We start from the raw sequence: 23,360 nt of genomic DNA on the forward strand, positions 1-23,360 counted from the left end.
TACGGTATGAGTGTAACCACTATTACAGCATCCGGGCGCAAAAACGCCCGGATCAGCAAATGGGCTCTCGGGATCGGGAGCTTCTTGCTGGTCGTCATCACAACCTATCTCGGACTGCTGGCTGTGACCTTCTTCATTGGTCGCGTCATTCCGATTGATCCGGTTCTTGCAATTCTCGGTGACCGCGCACCGGCTCATGTTATTGAGCGCACCCGCGAAGAGTTAGGATTAAATCTGCCGATCTGGCAGCAATTCATTATTTATGTTCAAAAAGCCCTTTCCGGTGATTTCGGCATGTCGGTTCTGACCTCCAATCCGGTTATGACTGACATCAAGCGCGTTTTCCCTGCGACAATGGAACTGGCGACAATCGGCACGCTGATCGGCGCTGTCTTCGGCATTCCGCTCGGTGTGCTCGCGGCTGTAAAGCGCGGCAGCTTCATCGATCAGCTGGTGCGCGTTATCGGTCTGTTCGGTTATTCCGTTCCGATCTTCTGGCTCGGCATGATCTGTCTGCTGATTTTCTACGCCAAACTTGGCTGGGTTGCAGGTCCGGGTCGTATTGATGTGGCCTATGAATATACCTTCACGCCGATCACCGGTCTTTATATGCTGGATGCGATTATTCAGCGCCAGTGGGATGCATTGGGGAATATTCTCTCGCATATCATTCTGCCTGCATCATTGCTCGGTTATTTCTCTCTGGCCTATATCAGCCGCATGACCCGTTCTTTCATGCTCAATGAACTGGATCAGGAATATATCGTTGCAGCGCGTGCAAAGGGCTTAAGCGAAACCAAGATCATCTGGGGTCATGCCCTGCGCAATGCGGCTGTGCCGCTTGTGACGGTGATTGCCCTGTCCTATGCCGGTATGCTGGAAGGCTCAGTTCTGACTGAAACCGTGTTCTCATGGCCGGGTCTTGGTCTGTACATCACCAATTCTCTGCAAAGCGCTGATATGAATGCTGTTCTCGGCGGCACCATTATCATCGGCTCTGTGTTTATTGCCCTTAATCTGCTTTCCGATCTGCTCTATCGGACACTCGACCCACGGACGCGCGCACGATGAGTGAGACAACACTTCCAAAAGAAACATGGCGGGAATGGCTGCTCACTGAGCGTCCGCAATCCCGTGCACAGGCCAAACTCGGCCGTTCCTACATGATCTGGCGCCGTTTTACCGCGAATAAACTTGCGGTACTCGGCCTGATTATCATCGGTCTGCTGGTATTTGTGGCTGCCTTTGCACCATGGCTGGCACCGCATTCACCGGTTTCCGGTGATCTGGCCAATTCACGCCTGCTGCCAATGGGCTCACCGGGCTATCTGCTGGGTACAGACGATCAGGGGCGCGATATTCTCTCCCGTCTGATCTACGGTTCACGCTGGACGCTCTATGTTGTGCTGCTGGTTGCTATTCTGTCGGCACCGGTCGGTCTTCTGGTGGGCACTGTAGCCGGTTATGCCGGTGGCTGGGTTGATGCGCTGCTGATGCGTATTACCGATATTTTCCTTGCCTTCCCGAAGCTCATTCTGGCGCTCGCTTTTGTTGCGGCTCTCGGACCCGGCATTGAAAATGCAGTTATCGCGATTGCGATTACCTCATGGCCGCCTTATGCCCGTATTGCCCGTGCAGAAACACTGACACTGCGCAATTCGGACTATATTTCAGCTGTGAAACTGATGGGCGCTTCCCCTGCCCGTATCGTCATCCGTCATATTATGCCGCTCTGCCTGTCCTCGCTGATCGTACGTGTGACGCTGGATATGGCCGGTATTATTCTGACTGCTGCCGGTCTTGGCTTCCTGGGTCTCGGTGCTCAGCCGCCACTGCCTGAATGGGGTGCAATGATTGCTTCCGGCCGTCGTTTCATTCTCGACCAGTGGTGGGTAGCCGCTGTACCGGGCATGGCCATTCTCATTGTCAGCCTTGGCTTCAACCTGCTTGGTGACGGCCTGCGTGACGCTCTTGATCCGCGAGGCAACAACCAATGAGTGACAAGTTACTTTACGTTGACGATCTGCGGGTATCATTCCCTACCCGTACAGGCTCGATTGAGGCTGTTCGCGGCGTGTCTTTCACGCTGGGACGTGAGCGTCTGGGCATTGTGGGTGAATCCGGCTCGGGTAAATCCCAGACCGGCCGCGCCATCATGGGGCTGACACCGCCCCATGCAAAAATCACAGCCAAGCGTCTGGAATTTGACGGTATTGATCTGCTCGGCATCTCTGCAAAAGAACGCCGTGCTTTGCGCGGCAGCCGCGTGGCCATGGTTCTGCAGGATCCGAAATATTCGCTCAATCCGGTTATGACCATTGGTCGCCAGATTATTGAAACCCTGTCGGCTCATGCACCGGTCAAAAAATCCGAAGCCCGTCAGAAGGCTCTGGAGATGCTGGAAGCGGTACAGATCCGTGATCCGGAGCGCGTTTTTGATCTCTATCCGCACGAAGTATCCGGCGGTATGGGGCAGCGCGTAATGATCGCGATGATGCTGATTGCCCAGCCTGAACTGCTGATCGCCGATGAACCGACTTCGGCTCTCGACGTCACCGTTCAGCTTGAAGTGCTTGGTATTCTCGACAAGCTGGTGGCAGACCGCGGTATGGGGCTGATCTTCATCAGTCACGATCTGCGTCTGGTCTCCTCATTCTGCGACCGCGTTATCGTGATGTATGCCGGTCGTATTGTTGAGGAAATTGCTGCCAGTGATCTGGCCAATGCCAAACATCCATATACTCAGGGGCTTCTGAACTGCATGCCTAAGATCGGCGCTGACCGTCATCCGCTGCCAACCCTGCAACGTCAGGCGGAGTGGAGCGTATGACCGGTACCAGTACAAAAACATCTGCCAATCCGGCATTGTTCATTGAAAATCTCAATGTCTTGTTCAATGACTTCCACGCGTTGAAGGATGCGTCGATCACGGTTGCTAATGGCTCCTCCTTTGGTCTGGTCGGTGAATCCGGTTCGGGCAAGTCCACACTGCTGCGCGCAGTTGCAGGACTGGCACCAACCTCTTCCGGCAAGATTGAGGTCAACGGCAAGCCAATACCAAACCCGCGTGACAAGGCCTTCTACAACACGGTACAGATGGTGTTTCAGGATCCTTACGGTTCCCTTCACCCGCGCCAGACTGTAGATCGCCTCTTGCTTGAGCCATTGGCTATCCACGGCATCAAAGACACGGAGAAGCGTATTGTCCGTGCATTGGATGAAGTAGGCTTGGGCTCCGGCTTCCGCTTCCGCTATCCGCACCAGCTTTCCGGCGGTCAGCGCCAACGTATCGCAATTGCCCGTGCCCTCATCGTAGAGCCGAGCATTCTGCTGCTGGATGAACCGACTTCTGCGCTTGATGCTTCCGTTCAGGCGGAAGTGCTCAATCTGCTGGAGCAGATCCGTCGTGACCGTAAACTGACCTTCGTTATGGTCAGTCACGATCTCGCAGTTATCACCCATATGTGTGATGAGCTGGCGGTAATGCAGAACGGTACGATTGTTGAGAAACTCAAAGCGGATGATCTCGCCAAAGGCAATCTGAAAGAAGACTATACCCGCAATCTGATGGTTGCCAGTGAAGGCTTCAAACGCTGATTTCCTGACATCATTAAAAAATCAGGCCGCGTGTCTCACGACCGCGGCCTTTTCTTTATCTACACAATGATTTCAGATGGTTAGCACCACTATCGGAATCATTTTCTCAAACAAAAAAGCCGCTCTGTATTAAGAGCGGCTTTTTTGTAATTCTCAGCCTATAAAATGTTAGAGCGACCTTTGTGCGCCCGGGAGGGCGCACGGCGCTCTAAAAAATCAGCTGGCTTTTTTCTGTTTTGCTGCGGCTTTTTTCACAGGTGCAGCCTTGGCAGGCGTTGCTGCAGGTGCTTTAGCAGCTGCTTCATTGGCTGCGCGCTGATCGGCGCTCATCGGGCTGGTATCAACAACCGAACGCACAGTGCCGTTGGCGCTGATTGTGCAGCGTGCATCACGGGAATCCACTTTCAGGATCACATCCGTATTGCCACCGCCGCCCGGACGGCTGTCTACAGCAGTAACCACGCGCTCCGGAATATAATAACGGTTAGCCGCTGCTGTAATGCACGGATTTGCCAGTTCAGGCGCTACATTGCTGCGCACGAATTGCGGGAAGCTAGGCATTTGCGAAGCAACCGGAACCGGCGCCTGTGCAGCAGCCGTTGTCGGAGCCGGAGTTGTGTTGGATGTTGTGGTACAGGCGGCAACCAGCGGAGCAAACATTGCCAGAAGTACAAAACGTTTTGCGGAACCTGTACTGGTGCGCATACCATGCCTCATTCATAAAACAGATGTTATTGCAGTGAAATCGTCACTTTTTTCTGAGCCGAACCTATTCGCTTTTTCCCAAATGTCGAGTGGCAGCACAGTCACACTGACCAACAATCCTTCATGCTCCACAGTCAAAATGTCCTGCACGGCCATTATCCGCAACAGATTTTATGGAGCCTTGCTGACCAGCCAGTTCAATACCACCCGCCAGTCTGTCATGCGGATCGGCGTACCGTGATTGCCGCTTTCATAACGATGCATCACCACCGGATATCCGCCCTTTGTTTTGCGCAAAGACCGGTAAAAAGCTTCCTGACTGTCAATCGCAAAAACCGGATCACGACTACCATGGCTTAGGAAAACCGGAACCTTGCGTTTAAATGCAACGCTCTTGCGGAACTGGTCATCCCAGAGGGAGCCAAGCAGTGCCAGCCCGTCAATCTGCTGCGCCGCGGTTGCATCCGCAGTCAATTGCCAGCACAGCACACCACCCGCTGAACCGCAGGTGACAATCACCCTGGCGCGTGGTGCCTGCTGCTTCATGGCAGCAATCAAACCGGAAATTTCTGAAGTTCCCTTGGCTGCGAAATCCGAAAAATCCGGAACGAGATAAACACCGCCGCCCTGCACCACCAGATTTTTAAGCCGGTTAAAATTACCGCCAAATGTAAAGTCATTCACGCCCTGATGGCGGTTGCCGCCTTTACCATGGAGATAGAGCACAATCATGGAGGTCTGCGGTGTCAATTTGCCGACCTGATAGGTCTTCACCACGCCCGCTGCAGTCGGCACAGCAACATCCTTCTGCTGCGCCCGTATTTTCAGCGAGACATATTTATCCTGCACCCGCTTCTCTACAATGGTGTCGCGCCCGTTAATGTCGCGCATTTCATTATAATCGAGGATGAGATAATTGCCGCCATCGGCGCTTTTCAGCACGGTCTGTGCAGAAAACAAGTCGTCTTTGAAAGGCTGTAACTGCGGTTGCGCATGAGCCGCACCAGCGCAGAATAATCCCGCAACCAGAACCAGCGCCCCCGCAGGTCGCAATGAAATTCCCAAAACTCCCACTGCAATCTCCCTTTGCAGCCTCCCCTTTTAGTCCTTGAGCATTCTCATAATAAAAATACCCGCGCGCAGAGTGCTGCGCACGGGCTTTTTTGTCAAACCAAGTCTCGTTTAATTAACAGGCTTCAGATTTTGAGCTGATGATAGGAGCGGTTGAGATAAACCAGCGCTTCATTGCCCTCGGCCTGCGACTGTTCCGCAGAAATCTGCCGCAAGGCCAGCACTTCCCCGAACAGAACATGATGCGTGGCATGATCCTGACGTGAGATGATCTTACAATCGAGACTTGCCAGCGCGCCTTTGAGAACCGGCGAGCCTGTCGCCATAACATCCCACTCAGCCAAGGCAAAACGCTCTTCCATGGTCAGGTGATTGCGGCCGGCAAAAGCCTCCGCGAGATCTTTTTGCCCCGCATGAAGCACATTGAAAGCAAAAACACCGTTTTCAATGAACATCAGATTATCGGTATGCACACGCTGCAGGCAGATCAGAATGGTCGCCGGATTATCCGATACGGAGCAACCGGCAGAAAGCGTCAGAGCACGGCGTCCGGCCGGACCGTCAGTCGTCACAATATTCACAGCACCGGCAAACTGGCTCATCGCATTGCGATAGTTCAGCGGATCCACAGCCTGATTTGTCGTCACAATAGACTTTACCATATTCATTTATATCGCTCTGCCAGTGCACCACTATAAAATGCGCATAAGATTTCAACACCCTCTTACACGTCCGGTGCCCACTTTACAGTACCAACTCTTCGATTTTAGCAATCAAATGACAGTGAGGACTGTCGTTTAACTCTATAAAAGCAGAATTCTAAACACGACAACAGAAAATCAGCACAGTTATGCAGGTGTGGCCAGAACAAGTTTAAGTATCTGAATCAAAAAGCGACTGACACAAGCGAAAATGGTGATTTTTGAGCATCCGCACGGAGCGTACTTAATGTATGTGAGTACGGAAGCGGAGAAAATTGCCATTTGCAGCCAAGTCAGGCGGTTTTGGATCAGATACTAAGCCATTGCAAGCAGATGCAGAACACACTACCTCTGAGGGCAGAATTTTCTTATCAAGGTTGAATCCGCATCTCATGAGACTTGCCGCCACGCTTTACTGTCTTTGTACCGGACTATCAGCGCTGACCATGAGCACTGCTCACGGCCAGACACAGGCTGATAATTCTCCCCTGCAAATCGGTATTGTTGCCCCTTTTGAAGGGCCTTATGCCACGCTGGCAAAACAGATCATGCTTGGTGCGGAAGCGGCTAAAATTCAAAACCAATATCCGGTCAGCCTTGTCTATATGCAGGAATATTGCAAAGCAGATCAGGATGCAGCCACAGCTGAGAAACTCAGACAGGCCAAAGTCAAAGTCGTTATCGGCTATCTGTGCAGTGAATCGCTGGAAGGTGCGGCACCGGTACTGGCGCGCGACGGCATAGCCATTCTCAGTCTCGGCAGTCGCCAGCCTACAATTCTTGAGCAGGAAACCAGACAGAGTTTTGGTATTTTCCGGTTGCAGCCGGATCGCAAGCTCGCAACGGCAGTTCTCGCTGATAAGCTCGCCCCCCTCTGGCGCACCGCTCCTTTTGCTTTGATTGAAGACGGAACCGTTCAGGGTCGTGACTTTGCGCGCGATGCTCTGCTGACTTTCAAATCCCGCGGCCTTGAACCGGCATTGACCGACACTTACCGTCCGGCACAAACCTCGCAAAATGCTTTAATCTCACGGCTGAAACGTGCGGGTATCAACCATATTCTGCTCGGCGGTGAAGGAGATGATGCTTCAGTCATTGCCCGCAGTGCAGCAGCTGCCAACTGGCCTTTGACAATAGCAGGCAGCGAAACATTTCTGCGCGTTGATCCGCAAAACCCGTTGCCAGCAGGACTGCTGATGAGTGCCATTCCTGAAGCCATTACACAGGCTTCGTCAGAAAGTGCAGTTAAAGCCATTACCGCTATGGCTGAAAAGCAACCGGATACGCAGGATATGAAGGCTGATGGTTATGCATTAGAGGCCTATAGCGCCCTGCAAATTGCCGCACAGATCCTGACCGATCCGTCAGAAACGCAAAAAACCGCTGCCGAGCTTTTATACTCAACCCGTTTTGAAACAGCCGGCGGCACCGTCAGCTTTACACCTGCAGGTTTGCGGCAGGAAAATCCCTACCGGCTGATGCGCTTTAACGGCAAGGATTTTGAACCGGTGCAATAAAATCAAAAATGGGAAAACCAAAATAGGGGGACAGAAAATGACAAAGCCGCTGAGCCACAGCCACAACACCACTGTTTCCGGCCCGCGAAATCTGATTACCGATGTGGCGGGGCTGCGGGTTGGCAATGCGCAGGACGAGCATATCAAAACCGGCGTCACAACTATTCTCTGCGACCGCGAAACCACCGCTGCGGTGCAAGTGCTCGGCGGCGCGCCCGGAGCGCGGGAAACCGATCTGCTGGAGCCCCATAATACCGTGCAAAGCGTGAATGCGATTGTGCTTTCCGGCGGTTCGGCATTCGGTCTCGATTCCGCTTCCGGTGTGCAGGCTTACTTGCGCGAGAGAAAAATCGGTTTTGAAGCGGCAGGGCATTATATTCCGATTGTCCCCTCGGCCATTCTCTTTGACATGCATAATGGCGGCAACAAAGACTGGGGACGTTACCCGCCCTATCGCGAGCTTGGCTATCTGGCAGCGGAAAATGCGGCAGAAGAATTTGAACTTGGCAGTTATGGTGCCGGTGCCGGTGCTCTGGTCGCCGGTTTCAAAGGCGGGCTTGGCTCCGCCTCTCACAGACTGCCGAATGGCATGACTATGGGCGCACTGGTTGCAGTCAATGCTGTCGGCTCTGTCACAGTCGGCGATACAAAACACTTCTGGGCTGCACCATTTGAGCAGGATAATGAATTCGGCGGGATTGGTTACCCCTCACCTATGCCTGCAAATGCAACAGACCTGCGCATCAAATTCCGTGACAACGGCACGGCATTACCACCTGCCGCGAATACTACCATCGGCACCATTGCCACCGATGCGATTCTAACAAAAGCGCAGGCCAAGCGTCTGGCGATTGCTGCTCATGACGGTTACTCCCGCGCGATCTGGCCTGCACATACACCTTATGACGGTGATCTGATCTTTGCACTCGCCACCGGTGCCAGCGGCATTGAACCCTCGGTTGAAGATTTCATTGATCTTTGTGCCGCTGCGGCTTCAACCATGGCACGCGCTGTGGCACGCGGAGTTTATCATGCCAAGCCGAGAGAAAATGATCTGTTCTCCTGCTGGAACATGGCCGGAGAATAAATAAAAAGCGCGCCGGTCGGGGCGCGCTTTTTCTTTGTTGATTACCCCGCGTGAGTGAGTGTGCTTAATCTTCAACCTGTCCGCTGTTCTGGCGGCGCTCAAACAGCTCTTCCGGTGTAACATTCAGCTGCTCAACCACACGGGCAATCAATGCACTTTCCGCCGGATGAATTTCATTATCCGCTTTTGCAATGGTCAGCAGATGTCCGACAAGCGACTGACGGCGTTCCGGCACCATTTCGCTGAACAAAGCGGCGGCCTGGGTACTGGTCGTCTCATAGGAGAAGGTTTTCAGATAATCTGCCACTTCAGGCAGTTCTTCCGGCTTGATATCAAAATCATGCTGCATGATGCGCAATAATGCATTCATTTCAGCCTGATTTTTCTGTCCGTCGGCAAAAACCAACCGCACCAGCAGCAACAATTCGGAGACCAGAGCCGGATCCTCCGACAGGCGCTGCACAGCAGTCTTTTTGCTCAGATAAGCGCTGATACGCTCAAAAATCGTTTCACTCATCATCGTCCCCGAAAAACGCAAGTCTTTTAAGAAATGCAGTGTTGGCAAGACTGCGGCCAAATGACAAGCCCTGCCTTGCAACTCTTTAGAAATAAGACAAGCATCGAGCATAATTTCTTAAACCTGGATCAGTTTAAGGTAGAATTATGCTCTGCTTTAAAGGTGTTAGAGCGACCTGTGTGCGCCCAAACAGGCGCACGGCGCTCTAAGTAAACAATCCCGTTATTGTTCTGTCCCATCTTGCACCTCTATCCGGCAGTCTTTATGAATTGCTCCCAACATAAAAGCCCGCCGCCTGCTTTGCCCCTCTCCGCAAGACCCGCTGCACAGTTCTGAACGGTTCCCCCATGTTCGCGTCTATGACCGCCTCCATTGATTCCCTGCTTTTGCTGCTCGCTCTTGCCGGTTTTATTGCCGGATTTATTGACGCGATTGCAGGCGGCGGTGGTATGATTACCGTTCCGGCGCTGATGCTGGCCGGTATTCCCCCTGTTGAGGCACTGGGTACCAACAAGTTGCAATCGCTGTTCGGCTCATCTTCCGCAACCCTGTCTTATGCGCGCAAAGGCCATGTCAATATCAAAGAGCAATTGCCGCAAGCTTTAATGTCCGGTCTCGGTGCTGTGCTTGGTGCCCTGCTGGCCACCTATATTCCGGGTGACTTTCTCTATGGCTTGCTGCCAATTCTGTTGATCGCTATCGCCATTTACTTCGCCCTGAAACCGAATGCAGGCGATGTCAGCCGCGTTCAGCGTATGAAGCCGTTTCTCTTCGGCGTAACCATCGTGCCGCTGATCGGTTTTTATGACGGCTTGTTTGGCCCCGGCACCGGCTCATTCTTCATGCTGTGCTTTGTGTCGCTGGCAGGCTATGGCCTGCTCAAAGCAACCGCCCACACAAAATTGCTCAACTTTGCCTCGAATTTCGGCAGCTTCCTGACCTTTTTGGCCTTCGGTGCGATTAACTGGAAAATCGGCTTGGTGATGGGTGTCGCCCAAATGTTCGGCGCCACAGCCGGTGCCCATCTGGCAATGCGTGTCGGCGCAGGCCTCATCAAGCCATTGCTAATTATTACCTGTATCCTGCTGACAATCCGCCTGCTGATGGAGCCAAGCAATCCGCTGCGTCTCTGGATCGGGTTTTAAACTTTTAAGGTCAGCAGAATAACACCGCCTGCGATCATCACCACACCGGCCCAGTTTATCGCGGAGAGCTTTTCGCCGAGAAAAACCACACCGAAAATTGCCACCATAATGATTGAGAGCTTGTCTACCGGCGCAACACGCGCGGCATCCCCGATTTTAAGCGCACGAAAATAAGCGATCCATGACGCACCGGTTGCCAGCCCTGACAGAACCAGAAACAACCAGCTCTTGGCCGAAATATCGGATGTTTTCTGCCACTGTCCGCTGATTGTGAGGAACAGACACAAGGCTGCGATAATCACCAATGTACGGATAAAGGTCGCAAAATCCGAATTAATTCCGGCAATACCCAGCTTGGCAAAAATTGCTGTCAGTGCCGCAAATGCAGCTGATACCAGCGCCCAGAATTGCCAGCTTTCCGTCATTGCCTGTTCCTTAACTTTATCTTCTGCGTTTCTTGTAAATAATCTTCTGAGTTTTCAGATGCTACTAACAATAATGGTCACGCAGCCCATTATTTAATGTATTGCACAATAGAAATAATCTGCATGCCGAGAGAAAAACAATCAAAAAAATTGCATATTTACCACCCGTTAAACTCTTGATAACCGAACGGTAACGATGTGTGTTTAAAAGAGTGGATAAGAGACATTTATGTCTCCCGCTCCGGATCAGGTACTGCGTACCGGAGTTGTATTTTATCTGCCGCGTTGAGTGAGGCAGATAAGCCAAGCGTATTTTGGCAATCACCGCGCAAGCTTAAAAGCGATAGCGCGGTTTTTGCCGTATCTGCTCTCTATGCGCAGCCGCAGCCAAGCCTGCACCTGTATTTTCCCAGCTCTAAATTCTGAGAAATCTTCCCCGCCTGTTATGCCAGAGCGAGTTTTTTCGCGCCTGTAGCACAGGCTGCCTACGGCTTCCAAAAACCTCTTTACTATCAAAGTGATACTTAAAATCACTCAAAGTATAATATCACTATTTTTATCTGATTTTACACCAAGCTAAATATTATCCACAAAATCTTCATGACAAAATAAGTCACATTTTTAAAACTGAAGCACTCCATTTCTCTTCTGTCACAAAACAACTGACAGCAGCAAAGTTTTTCACTCTTTAAATAGGAATGTCGCTAATTCGTTACAGATCGTCGTTGTGAAGCCGCACAGTTTGCTGCTTAGAATATTGCATATCATTATAAAAAATTAACTGTCTCCGGCACCGGTACCACCGGAAGACAGATAACAACCGGTACCACAGGGAATAGGAGAACACATATGAAGAGGCTCTTTGCTTCAACTATTCTGGCCGCCGGTCTTTTGACGGCTTCCGGTATGATGTCTGTGTCTGCACAAGCTGCCGAATGCGGTGAAGTCACCATTTCCAATATGAACTGGCAGTCCGCAGAACTGCTTTCCAATCTTGATAAAATCATTCTCACCGCAGGCTATGGCTGCAATGCGGAGATCGTTGTCGGCGATACAGTACCGACCATCACATCCATGGTAGAAAAAGGTCAGCCGGATATTGCTCCGGAAGGCTGGGTCGATCTGCTACCCGATATTGTTAAAAAAGGTTTTGATGACGGTAAAATTATTGCTGTTTCCGAGTCCCTGCCCGATGGCGGTGAACAGGGCTGGTGGATTCCAAAATATATTGCCGACAAAAACCCTGACATTAAAACCTTCGACGATTTGCTGAAACATCCTGATCTGTTTCCCGATCCGGAAAATCCATCCAAGGGTGCTATTTATAATGGTGCACCGGGTTGGGGTGGCACGGTTGTTACCAGCCAGTTCTACAAGGCTTTTGAATTTGAAAAGGCCGGTTTCAACCTGATCGATACCGGATCCGCAGCAGGTCTGGACGGCGCTATCGCCAAAGCCAATGAGCGCAAAGAGCCGATTGCTGCCTTCTATTGGGCACCAACCGCCCTGCTCGGCAAATATGAAATGGTTATGCTGAAAACCGGCTATGACATTGATGAAGCCGAATGGAAACGCTGCAACACAGTGCTCGACTGCCCAGATCCGAAGAAAAACGGCTGGCCGAAAGATCGTGTGCAAACACTGGTCACCAAGAAATTCTCTGATCGTGCAGGCCCTGCCCTCGATTATCTGAAAAACCGGTCATGGTCGAATGAAACGCTAAACAAGCTGCTCGCATGGATGACCGACAATCAGGCAACCGGTGAACAGGCTGCCGTTCACTTCCTGAAAACACAGGAAGATATGTGGACGAAGTGGGTTCCGGCAGATGTTGCTGAGAAAGTGAAAGCTGCGATCTGATCCTTAGAGCATGTCGCGCTCAAATGAATTCATTTGAGCTACCGCGAACATGCGACAATGAAAAGAATCTAGAGCGAGCGCTATGATCCAATCTGGATGTAAACCGCTCTAGTCACTGATTTTTATCAGTGACAAAGCCTCTTCAAAAATCCCTGTCCGGCCTCATCATGCCGGACAGGGAGTGTTTTAAAAATTGAATGAGTTGCAAATCGGAGAACAGACGCTTCATGGACTGGCTGTACCGCTTTCCCAATCTCGACAATGCGACACTTACCAATCTCAAAAAAGCCATTGACGAGACATTCCGCAGCTTCACCCGTGCCTACGGGGATGCCATTGAGGGCTTTTTCAACCCGCTGCAATATTTTCTGATTCAGGCAGAACGCTTTATGACAGGCACACCTTGGCCGGTTATATTATTGCTCATTGCCGCAATCGCATGGTTCTCCAGCCGCAGCATCAAAATCACCATCGGCTCTGTCATCACTTTGTTTATCATCGGCTATCTCGGCATGTGGGATGATACGATGAAGACAATCTCGATGATTTTTGTCTGTACGGTTATCGCCATTCTCGTCGGCATCCCGACCGGCATTCTGATGGCCAAATCCAACCGCCTGCAAAGTGTCATCAGCCCTGTGCTGGATATTATGCAGACCATGCCAAGCTTTGTTTATCTCATTCCGGTAGTGATGCTGCTTGGTATCGGTCGTGTACCGGGGCTGATTGCCGTGGTTATCTACGCCATTCCGCCGATTATCCGCCTGACCAATCTCGGCATCAGGCAGGTTGACCGTGACGTGCTGGAGGCGGCAGATGCTTTCGGCTCATCCCCGTGGCAAAAACTCAAAAATGTGCAGCTGCCGCTGGCTTTGCCAACGATTATGGCGGGTATCAATCAGACAATTATGATGGCGCTGGCCATGGTGGTGATTGCCTCGATGATCGGCGTGCAAGGGCTGGGACAGCCGGTGCTTAAAGCCATTTCCAACCAGTATTTCACTTTGGGTATTTTCAACGGCATGGCCATTGTCGGTATTGCCATTATTTTTGACCGCATCAGTCAGGCCTATGGCGCACGGTTGCAGAAACATCTGGAGATCACGCATGGCCAATAATCCGTCTGTATCGACGGCTGAGACACCTGCAGCCGGCATCTCCATCCGCAATCTCTACAAGATCTTCGGTCATGATCCGAAAGCCTATGTGCAGCTTGTCAGAGAAGGCATGACCAAAGCAGAACTGAATGACAAGCATGGGCATATTCTGGGGCTGCGCGACATTAATATTGATATGCCTGCGGGTTGTATTCAGGTGGTGATGGGCTTGTCCGGCTCCGGCAAATCCACCCTTATCCGCCATATTAACCGGTTGATTGACCCGACCAGCGGTGAACTTCTGGTCGGTGATGAAGATGTGGTCACCATGACGCCTGCGCAATTGCGCGCATTCCGGCGGCACAAAACCGCGATGGTGTTTCAGAAATTTGCCCTGTTGCCGCATCGCACAGTTTTGGAAAACACCGTCTACGGACTGGAGATACAAGGGGTGCCGCGTACCAGACAGCTGGAAGAAGCCCATCGCTGGGTTGAACGCGTCGGCCTGAAAGGCTTTGAGGAAAAATATCCGAACCAGCTTTCCGGCGGTATGCAGCAGCGCGTGGGACTTGCCCGTGCGCTGACCAATGATGCACCGATCCTGCTAATGGATGAAGCCTTTTCCGCGCTTGATCCGCTGATCCGCGTGGATATGCAATCTGTGCTGCTCGATCTGCAAAAAGAGATCAAAAAGACCATTGTATTTATCACGCATGATCTGGATGAGGCTTTGCGGCTGGGTGACCGGATTGCCATTTTGCGTGACGGTGAAATTATTCAGCAAGGCACAGGTCAGGATATCGTGCTTCATCCGGCAGATGCTTATATTGAAAGCTTTGTGCAGGAGGTCAATCGCGGGCGGGTTATCCGTGTGGATACAATTATGACACCCCCGCAAGGTGCAGACACCAATCTGCCGGTAATCCGTTTTGATACGCTGCTGGAAGAGGCAATGCGCAAGCTCGTGGATGAAAAAACTGAACAGGTCAATGTATGCTGCGAAAAAGGCATCATCATCGGCCAGACCTCTGTCAGCTCAGTTATGGCTGCGATGATACGCCGTTAAACTTTAGACGCGTAAATAGCAAAAGCCTGCATTGATCCCTCAATGCAGGCTTTTAAAGTATTTTGTGTGCTATTTACTCAATGGTCTGCTGAACAGCACGGCCGGTGTCTTTCACGTCCTTACCGACACCGCGCACCGTATTGGCACAAGCGGCCAGCGACAGCGCACAAATAACAATTACAAGCGGGGCGAATACAGAAGTTTTCATCAAGATATCTCCCAAATCATGAGCCAAAACCTGATCGCCTGTCAGATATGGGGCGTTTTCCCAAAGAATAACCTTAGAAAACCGCATCACTCCTGACAGAAAACAAACAGTTTCATGACAAGGAACGCGGAACGCCCCTTTCTGGTTGCATCACTAAAACATAATTCAGGAAATAATTGAGCGCCTTACCGGCTGTGCCTTGCACAATATCAAGAGACGCAAACAATATAGCGTTCGCGACATAATTTCATTTTACACCAATTCTAAGATTACAAAAAATTTGCGTCTGCACGCCATTTTTCGATACAAAATTACCATTTCGCGACAGGCATTTGGCCGCACTTCCCTAAGACCAAAGAATATGTCTCAATACCGATATCCTGATTGCGCCGTCTGTGTGGGACAGAAAACCGGCCTGTCAGAGATCAAACTATACAAAGCGGTTCAGACAAAACAGAGAGTGTTTTACGGGAAAAGCACCTTAAAGGATAAACCCGGCTCTTCTCTGGCCCGATCTGATCTGCACAAATTAATAATTGAGCATCTTGTTTTACGACATGACAGCTCTGAAAATGCGGGAACATGGCCATGAATGATAAAGCACGGCTTAAGCGGTCTATTGTCTTTTTTCTGGTGCCGAATTTTTCTATGATTGCTTTTGCCACGGCGATTGAGCCATTGCGCATTGCCAATCGTATGCTCGGTTTTGAAGCCTATCGCTGGCGGCTGGCCTCCGCAGACGGTAAGCCTGTCATGGCATCCAGTGATATTGAAATTGCTGCAAACACATCGCTGGATGATGAACGCCGCAATCTTATCGGCGAGAACCGCCCCAGCATGGTATTTGTCTGTTCAGGCGTTCATGTCGAAAATTATCAGAATAAATCTGCACTGGCATGGCTCCGTGAATCCTATAATCGCGGCATTTCCGTTGGCGGATTGTGCACCGGCGCGCATATTCTGGCATCAGCCGGACTGCTCTCCGGCAAACGCTGCGCTATTCACTGGGAAAATCTGCCGGGCTTTTCTGAAACTTTTCCGAAGGCTGAGGTCTATGCGGATCTGTTTGAGATCGACAGCAATCTCTACACCTGTGCAGGCGGCACCGCGGCACTGGATATGATGCTGAAACTGATCGGCGATGATTTTGATGAAAATCTGGTCAACAGCATTTGCGAACAGGCACTGACTGATCGCGTACGTAAACCGCATGACCGCCAGCGCCTGCCACTGCGTGCCCGTCTCGGCGTACAGAATTCCAAGGTACTCTCAATCATTGAAATGATGGAAGGTTGCCTCACAGAACCTCTGTCACTACTGGATGTCGCCGGTAATGTCGGCCTGTCCCGCCGCCAGATTGAACGCCTGTTCCGTCAGGAAATGGGGCGTTCCCCTGCCCGCTATTATCTGGAAATCCGTCTTGACCGCGCCCGCCATCTGCTGATCCAGTCTTCTATGCCGGTGGTTGAAGTGGCTGTTGCCTGCGGCTTTGTCTCCGCCTCGCATTTCTCAAAATGCTATCGCGAACTTTACGGCCGTTCACCACAGCAGGAACGTGCCGACAGAAAACAGCTGATTGCTGCTTAGAAACACTGCAAAGGCCAGTTTTACCGACCTTTTTATTTTGCGCTCAATCCATAAAAAATCACCGGCATCTCAAAGGAAATGCCGGTGATTTTGTCTTTGCAATGACGGAGAGTTTTAAGCTCTCAGGCGTTCATTTTCAGGATCAAACGGCGATTCAGATACGATCGTCGCCTTGTAGTTTTTGCCGAGAATATTGATTTCCAGCTCCGTTCCGATTGCAGCATGTTCCGGCTTTACCATTGCCAGTGCAATGCTCTTATTGAGACGCCAAGCAAAGCCGCCATTGGTGGCACGACCAACCAGCTTGCCGTCTTTGTAAATCGCCTCGGAACCGCGGGCATCAGCATCCTCAACACCGTGAATTTCAAGCGTCACAAAATTCCAGCGCAGGCCTTTTTCGCGGGCAGCCACAGCTGCATCACGACCGATAAACTCACCTTTATTCGGATGAACAAAGCGATCCAGACCGGATTCAAAGGCATTATATTCCACTGACATTTCGCGCGGGATCAGACGATAGGATTTTTCAATCCCCATCGACAGCATGGCGCGGATGCCAAACGGCTTGATACCGAATGCAGCACCGGCTTCCATCACCAGATCATAGATCGTGTTCTGCTGTTCAATCGGATGATGCAGCTCCCAGCCCAGCTCGCCAACAAAGTTGACGCGCAATGCATGGGCAGTTGCAGTGCCGACGCTGATTTCCTTACCTGTCAGCCAAGGGAAGTCTTCATTAGACAGGCTGGTGCGGGTCAGTTTCTGCAAAACTTTACGGCTATTCGGCCCCGCAAGAACCAGCACACCATATTTCTGGGTGATCGGACGCAGAATAACCGAACCGTCTTTCGGCGCCAGCTGATAGAGATAATCATGATCGATATTCTCATAGGCACCGGCGGACACCAGATAGAAGCTGCCTGGCTTCCACTCATAGACGGTGAATTCGCTCTGCACACCACCCTGCGGTGTCAGCATATGGCTCAGTGCCACGCGGCCTTGTTTCTTCGGCACACGATTGGCGAGAATGCTTTCCAGCCACTGGCGCGCGCCGGAACCGGTCACTTCCATCTTGGCGAAAGGTGACATATCCAGCAGGCCGACATTATTGGTGACATTCTTCACTTCATTGCCGACATGCTCGAAATAATTCGAGCGGCGGAACGACCAGAGTTCCTGAACCTTACCATTGGCATCCGGCTCCGGATGATTATGGTTCAGCAGCACATCCGGCTTATCCAGCGATGCAACATCAATGCCATAGCCCTCCGGTGCAAACCAGTTGGCACGCTCCCAACCATAGACGGAACCGAACACACCGCCCAAGGCCTTCTGGCGATCATAAGACGGTGAGCGCTTCAGCGGACGCGCAGCCGTGCGCTCCTCATCAGGATAATGCACGGTGAAAACATCGGCATAGGCTTCTTCCGCTTTTTCCTTGAGATAGCCTTCAGTCACATAAGGGCCGAAACGGCGCGGATCGACGCCCATCATATCAATGGATGGTTCGCCCTCGACAATCCATTCGGCCAGCTGCCAGCCGGCACCACCCGCAGCAGTCACACCAAAGGAATGGCCTTCATTGAGCCAGAAATTCTTCAGCCCCGGTGCAGGTCCGATAATCGGATTACCATCCGGCGTATAGGCAATCGCACCATTATAAACTTTCTTGATCCCCACCTCGCCAAAGGCAGGCACACGCGCAATTGCGGTTTCAATATATGGCATCAGGCGTTCGAGATCTTCCTGAAACAGCTCATATTCGCTCTCGTCAGACGGGCCGTCCTGATAACAGACCGGCGCGCCGATTTCGTAAGGCCCGAGCAACAACCCGCCATTTTCCTCACGCATATACCACGAGCTGTCACTTTCGCGCAGCACGCCCATTTCCGGCAGGCCTTTGGATTTGCGCTCTATGATTGCCGGATGCGGCTCGGTGACAATATATTGATGCTCGACCGGCACAACCGGCACAGTCAGGCCGACCATCTTGCCGGTTTTCGCAGCGAAACTGCCGGAAGCGGACACAACGTGATCAGCGGTAATATCACCCTTGTCGGTCTTCACCAGCCATTTGCCGTCCGGCAATTGTTCAATACCGGTCACAGTGGTGTAACGGTAAATCGTAGCGCCCATATCACGGGCACCTTTTGCCAGCGCCTGTGTGAGATCGGCAGGCTGGATATAACCGTCATCCGGATGCTGGATCGCGCCGAGAATACCGTCCGTTTCCGCCAGCGGCCAGACTTCTTTGACCTGTTCCGGCGTCAGAATATTCACCGGTACACCAATGGTCTTCGCCACACCGGCATAATACATATATTCGTCCCAGCGGTCTTTGGTGCGCGCCAAGCGAATATTGGTGCACTTACTGAAACCGACATTCAGACCGGTCTCTTTTTCCAGTTCCTGATAGAATTTGACGGAATATTTGTGAATCTGCCCGACCGAATAGCTCAGATTGAACAGAGGCAAAAGCCCCGCCGCATGCCATGTCGAGCCGGAGGTCAGTTCTTTGCGCTCGATCAGCACAGAATCTGCCCAGCCTTTCTTCGCCAGATGATAGAGCGTTGACACGCCTACCACACCGCCACCAATAACCACCGCACGGGCATGGGTCTTCATGAAACTTCATCCTCTGAACCGGCAATGCCGCGTCTTGTTCTGAAGCGGTCCGGCACTGCAACATTCTGATACAGCCTGTTATTTCAGCCCCTTTATCCGGTGCGGTCATAACGTGGCAGGGCGCAAATCTCCCACCTTGAGGCGCACCATTCTTCCGGTGTTTCAAAGCAGATTGCGCTTACTATGCTGTCAGTTCAGTGACTTGTAAGGTCTGTTTGCGACACAGCCGAAAAGCGCCGCGACGCGACCTCTCCGCAGTGTAAATTCACCCGCGCAGGCAATGTCAAAACAAGGATTGCTGCTTTAAGCATAAGAAAAAGCCGCAACGGTTGTGACCATTGCGGCTTTTAAAAAATCAGTCGCTTTGAAGCGGTTATTTATGCGTACCGCCGCCATTGAGAATTGTGATGGCCTCATTGCCCGTCAGCGCCTCGCGGTCGCCGTTCGGAAAGGTCACAAAACAGCCGCTCGGGCAGATTGATACTGTTTCACCGGGCTGCACTGTCACCTGCTGCTTGGAAGAACCTTCCGTCACCACAAGCGTCTGTGCTGTGCTGTCGCTGTTCAGGACGGATGCTGCCAAAGCAGATGCTGATCCGGCCAGAATGCCTGCAATCATAACAAGGCTGCCAAATCCGGTTTTTTTCATATTCACCATAGCACTCCTCAAACTCTGAACTTCACTGCGGTTTCAATCTCTGTGTCAGTCACATTTTAGTCTGCACCGCATCATTTCATGGCCTTATTTATAATCATTGCCGATGAACCGCAACTGAATGAGAAGTTAATTAAAGCTTAATCCAGACAAGAATCGAACAACTTTCTGGCATTTCCTTCATGATCAGCTCTAAGCGACCTCTTCTGAATTTACATGCGGCTCAGGCAAAGGAATCGGAGACGGCAAAGGCATCACACTGATCCCTTCTGCTGCAAACCGCTCAACAATCGTGAATTGCAATTCATTACGTACACCGAGAGCGCTGGTGATATCGGCCAGAAAAATACGGATTTCGAAGCGCATCATCATATTGCTGCTGACCAGCTCGGTCATATTAATCAGAAACACCATCGGCTCCGGATTTTTCAGAACCAGCGGCGTTTCCTTGGCAATTTCAAACAGCATTGCCTGAATCCGGCGCACATCGGTACGATACCCGATCAGAAGCTGCATATCGGAACGGCCAAGTTTGTTACGATGCGTCCAGTTGCCGACATTGTCATTAATCAGCGTCGAGTTCGGCACAATAATCGTCTCGCGCTGGAAGGTTTCCACTTCCGTTGCACGCACGCTGATCTTTTTCACAAAACCGCTGACAGTGCCAGTCTGTACCCAGTCTCCGACCTTCAGCGGGCGCTCAGCCAGCAGGATCAGACCCGAAACAAAGTTCGAGACAATATTCTGCAAGCCGAAACCGATACCAAGCGAAAGACCACCGGCGACCAGCGCAAGGCTGGAGAGATTGATCCCGGCAGCTGAAATACCAAGCAGCCCCGACAAAGCCAGACCGACATAGCCAACCACGGTTTTGATGGAATTACGCACACCCGGATCAATACGCCCGCGTGCCATGACACTGCCGTCCAGCCAGTTCTGGAACAACCTTGTCAGGAAGTAACCCATAATGAACAGCACAATACCGGTCAGAATGCTCAGCAGCGAAATCGAGAAATTACCGATCTGGAAACCGGTCATAATCCGCACAAAACTCGTGCTCATTTCCGACCACTGGAAGCCGAACTGCATCAGAACCAGCGGCACACCAATCAGCAAAACGATAAGATTAATGACAATACCCGCCAGCAGCCCCAGCTGATCCAGCGTAGCCTCATTGGCATTAAACTTGTCCCGCAGCTTCCGCCCGAGACTGGTATTGGCAAAAGCTTTCTCATGGGTAATGGCGCGTGCAGTCAGAAAGCCGAGATACATGGTGACGATAAACGCACCTGTCACCACAATCTGCTGCGCCACAAAACGGGCAAGACCGATATAACCAAAAATCGCGGCACAAATCGGCACTAGTCCCAGCACGATCAGAATGATCTTGGTGAGTTTCGGCCATTCGCGCAATTCACCGGTTCTCGGATTCTGAATCGGTTTCAGGAAGGCAATCGCCAGCAGCAGAGCACCAACCATTGCTGTGCCGATCACACTTTTCGCCACAGTCAGCGACAAGGGCGAAGACATCACGCCATTCAGAATTTCCAGAAAATATTCAATACTCTGCGTAATCGCAGCGGCTGTCAGCAACCAGATCAGGATTTGCGCGGGCTTCGGTGCAATCGGCAACAGACGCCAGTTCGGCATATCGGGACTAAGCACGCCCCGTGCCAGCCGGTAAATAAACAGCACCACACAGAAAAGAGAAAATAAGGCAGCCAGTAACTGCGCCACATCAGGCCGCAGCAGATCGAAACGCTGGAACAACACATAGACCAGCCCCAGAAACACGACAATCGCCACAGACGGAATGACTGTTGACCAGAAGGCAACGGACAAACGGCTGAGATAGCTCGGTCTGTCCTCCAGCGGATCGCGCTCATAAAGATCGGCGAGCCAGCGCCTTGCACTTAAGTGAATAAGCAATGCCGGAATAACGGAAATCGCCAAAACACCAAGCAATGTCCACAGGCGCGGATAGAGCGTGAAATCCCACCATGATTTCAGCAGATAATAGAATGTCTTGGTTTCATAACCGGCCGCATTGATAACCTCGGTCACCAGCGCCGTGTTAATATCAACACGCTGAGACAGGGTCTGCGTAAACAGGTCACGGCGCATAGAGCCGATTTTCTCAATCAGCTGATTGGCCTGTACCGATGCATCTTCGGTAAAGCCGAGAACCGTATTGATCTCGGCCTTTTCTGCCGTCAGTCGCTCCCGCTCTGTTGCAACAATTTCGGATTCAGCAGGTTTACCTTCCGCAGGCGGAGGTCCCATCTGGTCAAGGCGTGAATTAATTTCGCTCAGACGCGGGCGAAAGGCCAAACCGGCATCGAGAAGCTTTTTGGAAATTCCCTCAAGCTTGACCTTAATATTGGCCAGCGTTTCATCATTGCTTTTGGATTTATCGAGAGTTTTGCCGATCTCATCAATCTGGACGCGCAAGTCCTCGACAATCGTCTTTTGTTGCGCTGCCAGATTTTGCGACACGGATTGCGCCTGAGCCATATCCCAGCCGTTTCCGGTCACGCTCCCTGCAGCAATGCCCGATATCAGCAATACAAAGCACAATAAAAACCTTAAGGAGATTGCTGATAGGAGTTTCAAAATCTGTCTCTCAATAAACTGCTGCTTCCGATTCATATTATTGACTTTTCCGGGGCTTTTTCAGAGCCGTCAATCCACAAATAACAGCATAGAAATAAATGGGCGCAAACGCTGCTTTCTTATGCACAATATAGGCGCAAATAAGATTAAGGCCACAGCTTCATGTCACAGAGAAATTGTTTATCTTCTCGTGCAGGTCGTCAGCAGACATAACTGTTTTTTGTCAGCAAAATGCAACAAAGCCGTGTCATGTCAGCTATTTTCCTTGTGATTAAGATGCTGAATGGTTAATGAGATGAAACAGTAAATTTGCATAAGCCGGAGACCTTCTGCAAATTTACGCAAGTCAGACATGATTTTCGCAAATCAGGACAAAAGCGAGCCGGAACAATTTTCAGATCCAGACTTTGCAGCGCGATAACGGGGAAAGCACGACAGGAACAGCACTGGCTGTCTCTTCGCACTGTGCTTTATTCTTTCGGCCTGCTGTGGTTTCTGTCCGGACTGCTGGCTCTGCAATCGGTATTAATTACTGCCGGTGATCAAAACTCAATCAGCTATCAGACCGCAGCTCTGGTGCAGGATCGCCAAAGCGTTCAGACCACTGATCCTTCAGGGCGTGCGCCGAACAGCACGCTGACAGCGCCGGTTCGGGCAATTCTTACCCCTGCGCTTTATTTCAGCAGCAAGGCTCTGCCTTTCAGTGCTGACGGCACTTTCATTGTGCCTGCATTATTTGCCCTTCTGGCAGCTTTCATTTCCGCATCCGTTCTGCGCATTCAGCATAACCCGCAGACCGATGCCCGCCGCAGCGCTATCCGCGCCCGCGCACCGCCTGCTTTCTTCCAAATTTAAATTCTGCTTTCCGGCAGTTCTTTTAAAAT

The 23,360-nt window shown here is 51.4% G+C and carries 21 protein-coding genes; 12 read left to right on the forward strand and 9 right to left on the reverse strand.

Features of this window, described 5'->3' with window-relative positions; genetic code table 11:
* Positions 1-6: 6 nt before the first annotated feature.
* Genes LDL70_RS09485 through LDL70_RS09500 form a run of 4 tightly spaced genes read left to right on the forward strand, consistent with a single transcriptional unit; the run spans position 7 to position 3,597 of the window.
* Entirely contained in the window at positions 7-1,071 is a 1,065-nt protein-coding gene (locus LDL70_RS09485) for an ABC transporter permease (RefSeq protein ID WP_022710893.1), read from the forward strand.
* Positions 1,068-1,997, forward strand: coding sequence for an ABC transporter permease (locus LDL70_RS09490; protein WP_022710892.1), 930 nt, complete (start codon positions 1,068-1,070; stop codon positions 1,995-1,997). The genes LDL70_RS09485 and LDL70_RS09490 overlap by 4 nt, the downstream gene beginning before the upstream one ends.
* Positions 1,994-2,830: an ABC transporter ATP-binding protein gene (locus LDL70_RS09495; RefSeq protein ID WP_022710891.1), complete on the forward strand. Its 837-nt coding sequence runs from the start codon at positions 1,994-1,996 to the stop codon at positions 2,828-2,830. Before LDL70_RS09490 ends, LDL70_RS09495 begins: the two co-directional genes overlap by 4 nt.
* Complete coding sequence (locus LDL70_RS09500) at positions 2,827-3,597, forward strand: ABC transporter ATP-binding protein (RefSeq protein WP_151159964.1); 771 nt, start codon at positions 2,827-2,829, stop codon at positions 3,595-3,597. Before LDL70_RS09495 ends, LDL70_RS09500 begins: the two co-directional genes overlap by 4 nt.
* A gap of 216 nt (positions 3,598-3,813) precedes the next feature.
* Here LDL70_RS09500 and LDL70_RS09505 read toward each other — a convergent pair whose 3' ends face one another.
* The 3 genes from LDL70_RS09505 to LDL70_RS09515 form a co-directional block, all read right to left on the reverse strand.
* On the reverse strand, positions 3,814-4,302 hold the full coding sequence (locus tag LDL70_RS09505; protein ID WP_225684915.1) for a hypothetical protein: 489 nt from the start codon (positions 4,300-4,302) through the stop codon (positions 3,814-3,816).
* A gap of 171 nt (positions 4,303-4,473) precedes the next feature.
* On the reverse strand, positions 4,474-5,376 hold the full coding sequence (locus LDL70_RS09510) for an alpha/beta hydrolase (protein WP_370637640.1): 903 nt from the start codon (positions 5,374-5,376) through the stop codon (positions 4,474-4,476).
* Positions 5,377-5,498: 122 nt separating this feature from the next.
* On the reverse strand, positions 5,499-6,041 hold the full coding sequence (locus LDL70_RS09515) for a flavin reductase family protein (protein ID WP_022709840.1): 543 nt from the start codon (positions 6,039-6,041) through the stop codon (positions 5,499-5,501).
* Positions 6,042-6,520: 479 nt separating this feature from the next.
* Here LDL70_RS09515 and LDL70_RS09520 point away from each other — a divergent pair, with 479 nt between their 5' ends.
* Positions 6,521-7,591 carry an ABC transporter substrate-binding protein gene (locus tag LDL70_RS09520; protein ID WP_225684916.1) on the forward strand — a complete coding sequence of 357 codons (1,071 nt, stop codon included), beginning with the start codon at positions 6,521-6,523 and terminating at the stop codon, positions 7,589-7,591.
* A gap of 37 nt (positions 7,592-7,628) precedes the next feature.
* The gene (locus LDL70_RS09525) at positions 7,629-8,678 is read left to right on the forward strand and encodes a P1 family peptidase (protein WP_225684917.1); all 1,050 of its coding nucleotides are present in this window, start codon (positions 7,629-7,631) and stop codon (positions 8,676-8,678) included.
* 64 nt (positions 8,679-8,742) lie between these two features.
* Here LDL70_RS09525 and LDL70_RS09530 read toward each other — a convergent pair whose 3' ends face one another.
* Positions 8,743-9,195, reverse strand: coding sequence for a TerB family tellurite resistance protein (locus LDL70_RS09530; protein ID WP_075656273.1), 453 nt, complete (start codon positions 9,193-9,195; stop codon positions 8,743-8,745).
* A gap of 359 nt (positions 9,196-9,554) precedes the next feature.
* Here LDL70_RS09530 and LDL70_RS09535 point away from each other — a divergent pair, with 359 nt between their 5' ends.
* The gene (locus tag LDL70_RS09535) at positions 9,555-10,340 is read left to right on the forward strand and encodes a TSUP family transporter (protein WP_075656427.1); all 786 of its coding nucleotides are present in this window, start codon (positions 9,555-9,557) and stop codon (positions 10,338-10,340) included.
* On the opposite strand, the gene LDL70_RS09540 is transcribed toward LDL70_RS09535, so the two are convergent.
* On the reverse strand, positions 10,337-10,765 hold the full coding sequence (locus tag LDL70_RS09540; protein WP_022709845.1) for an EamA family transporter: 429 nt from the start codon (positions 10,763-10,765) through the stop codon (positions 10,337-10,339). The two genes, LDL70_RS09535 and LDL70_RS09540, sit on opposite strands and share 4 nt — an antisense overlap.
* Before the next feature lie 849 nt (positions 10,766-11,614).
* Here LDL70_RS09540 and LDL70_RS09545 point away from each other — a divergent pair.
* The 3 genes from LDL70_RS09545 (at position 11,615) to LDL70_RS09555 (ending at position 14,788) form a co-directional block, all read left to right on the forward strand.
* Entirely contained in the window at positions 11,615-12,625 is a 1,011-nt protein-coding gene (locus tag LDL70_RS09545) for an ABC transporter substrate-binding protein (RefSeq protein ID WP_022709846.1), read from the forward strand.
* Positions 12,626-12,852: 227 nt separating this feature from the next.
* Positions 12,853-13,743 (forward strand): proline/glycine betaine ABC transporter permease, encoded by an 891-nt coding sequence (locus tag LDL70_RS09550; protein WP_075656271.1) that lies wholly within the window; start codon positions 12,853-12,855, stop codon positions 13,741-13,743.
* Complete coding sequence (locus LDL70_RS09555; protein WP_225684918.1) at positions 13,733-14,788, forward strand: glycine betaine/L-proline ABC transporter ATP-binding protein; 1,056 nt, start codon at positions 13,733-13,735, stop codon at positions 14,786-14,788. The genes LDL70_RS09550 and LDL70_RS09555 overlap by 11 nt, the downstream gene beginning before the upstream one ends.
* Before the next feature lie 73 nt (positions 14,789-14,861).
* Here LDL70_RS09555 and LDL70_RS09560 read toward each other — a convergent pair whose 3' ends face one another.
* On the reverse strand, positions 14,862-14,996 hold the full coding sequence (locus LDL70_RS09560; RefSeq protein WP_075656425.1) for an entericidin A/B family lipoprotein: 135 nt from the start codon (positions 14,994-14,996) through the stop codon (positions 14,862-14,864).
* A 588-nt stretch (positions 14,997-15,584) separates the two neighbouring features.
* Between LDL70_RS09560 and LDL70_RS09565 the strand changes: the two genes are divergently transcribed.
* Positions 15,585-16,583 (forward strand): GlxA family transcriptional regulator, encoded by a 999-nt coding sequence (locus LDL70_RS09565; protein ID WP_022709850.1) that lies wholly within the window; start codon positions 15,585-15,587, stop codon positions 16,581-16,583.
* Positions 16,584-16,697: 114 nt separating this feature from the next.
* Here LDL70_RS09565 and LDL70_RS09570 read toward each other — a convergent pair whose 3' ends face one another.
* From LDL70_RS09570 to LDL70_RS09580, 3 genes are all read right to left on the reverse strand, one after another.
* Positions 16,698-19,208 carry an FAD-dependent oxidoreductase gene (locus tag LDL70_RS09570; protein WP_225684919.1) on the reverse strand — a complete coding sequence of 837 codons (2,511 nt, stop codon included), beginning with the start codon at positions 19,206-19,208 and terminating at the stop codon, positions 16,698-16,700.
* 373 nt (positions 19,209-19,581) lie between these two features.
* Positions 19,582-19,866, reverse strand: coding sequence for a hypothetical protein (locus LDL70_RS09575; protein ID WP_022709852.1), 285 nt, complete (start codon positions 19,864-19,866; stop codon positions 19,582-19,584).
* A 189-nt stretch (positions 19,867-20,055) separates the two neighbouring features.
* Positions 20,056-22,398, reverse strand: a complete 2,343-nt coding sequence (locus tag LDL70_RS09580; RefSeq protein WP_170265286.1) for a mechanosensitive ion channel domain-containing protein — start codon at positions 22,396-22,398, stop codon at positions 20,056-20,058.
* A 543-nt stretch (positions 22,399-22,941) separates the two neighbouring features.
* Between LDL70_RS09580 and LDL70_RS09585 the strand changes: the two genes are divergently transcribed.
* Complete coding sequence (locus tag LDL70_RS09585; protein WP_225684920.1) at positions 22,942-23,331, forward strand: hypothetical protein; 390 nt, start codon at positions 22,942-22,944, stop codon at positions 23,329-23,331.
* The last annotated feature ends 29 nt before the right edge of the window (positions 23,332-23,360 follow it).

Origin of the sequence: Pseudochrobactrum sp. XF203, assembly GCF_020341615.1 — a bacterium.
In the GTDB taxonomy this organism is placed as follows: Bacteria; Pseudomonadota; Alphaproteobacteria; order Rhizobiales; family Rhizobiaceae; genus Pseudochrobactrum; species Pseudochrobactrum saccharolyticum.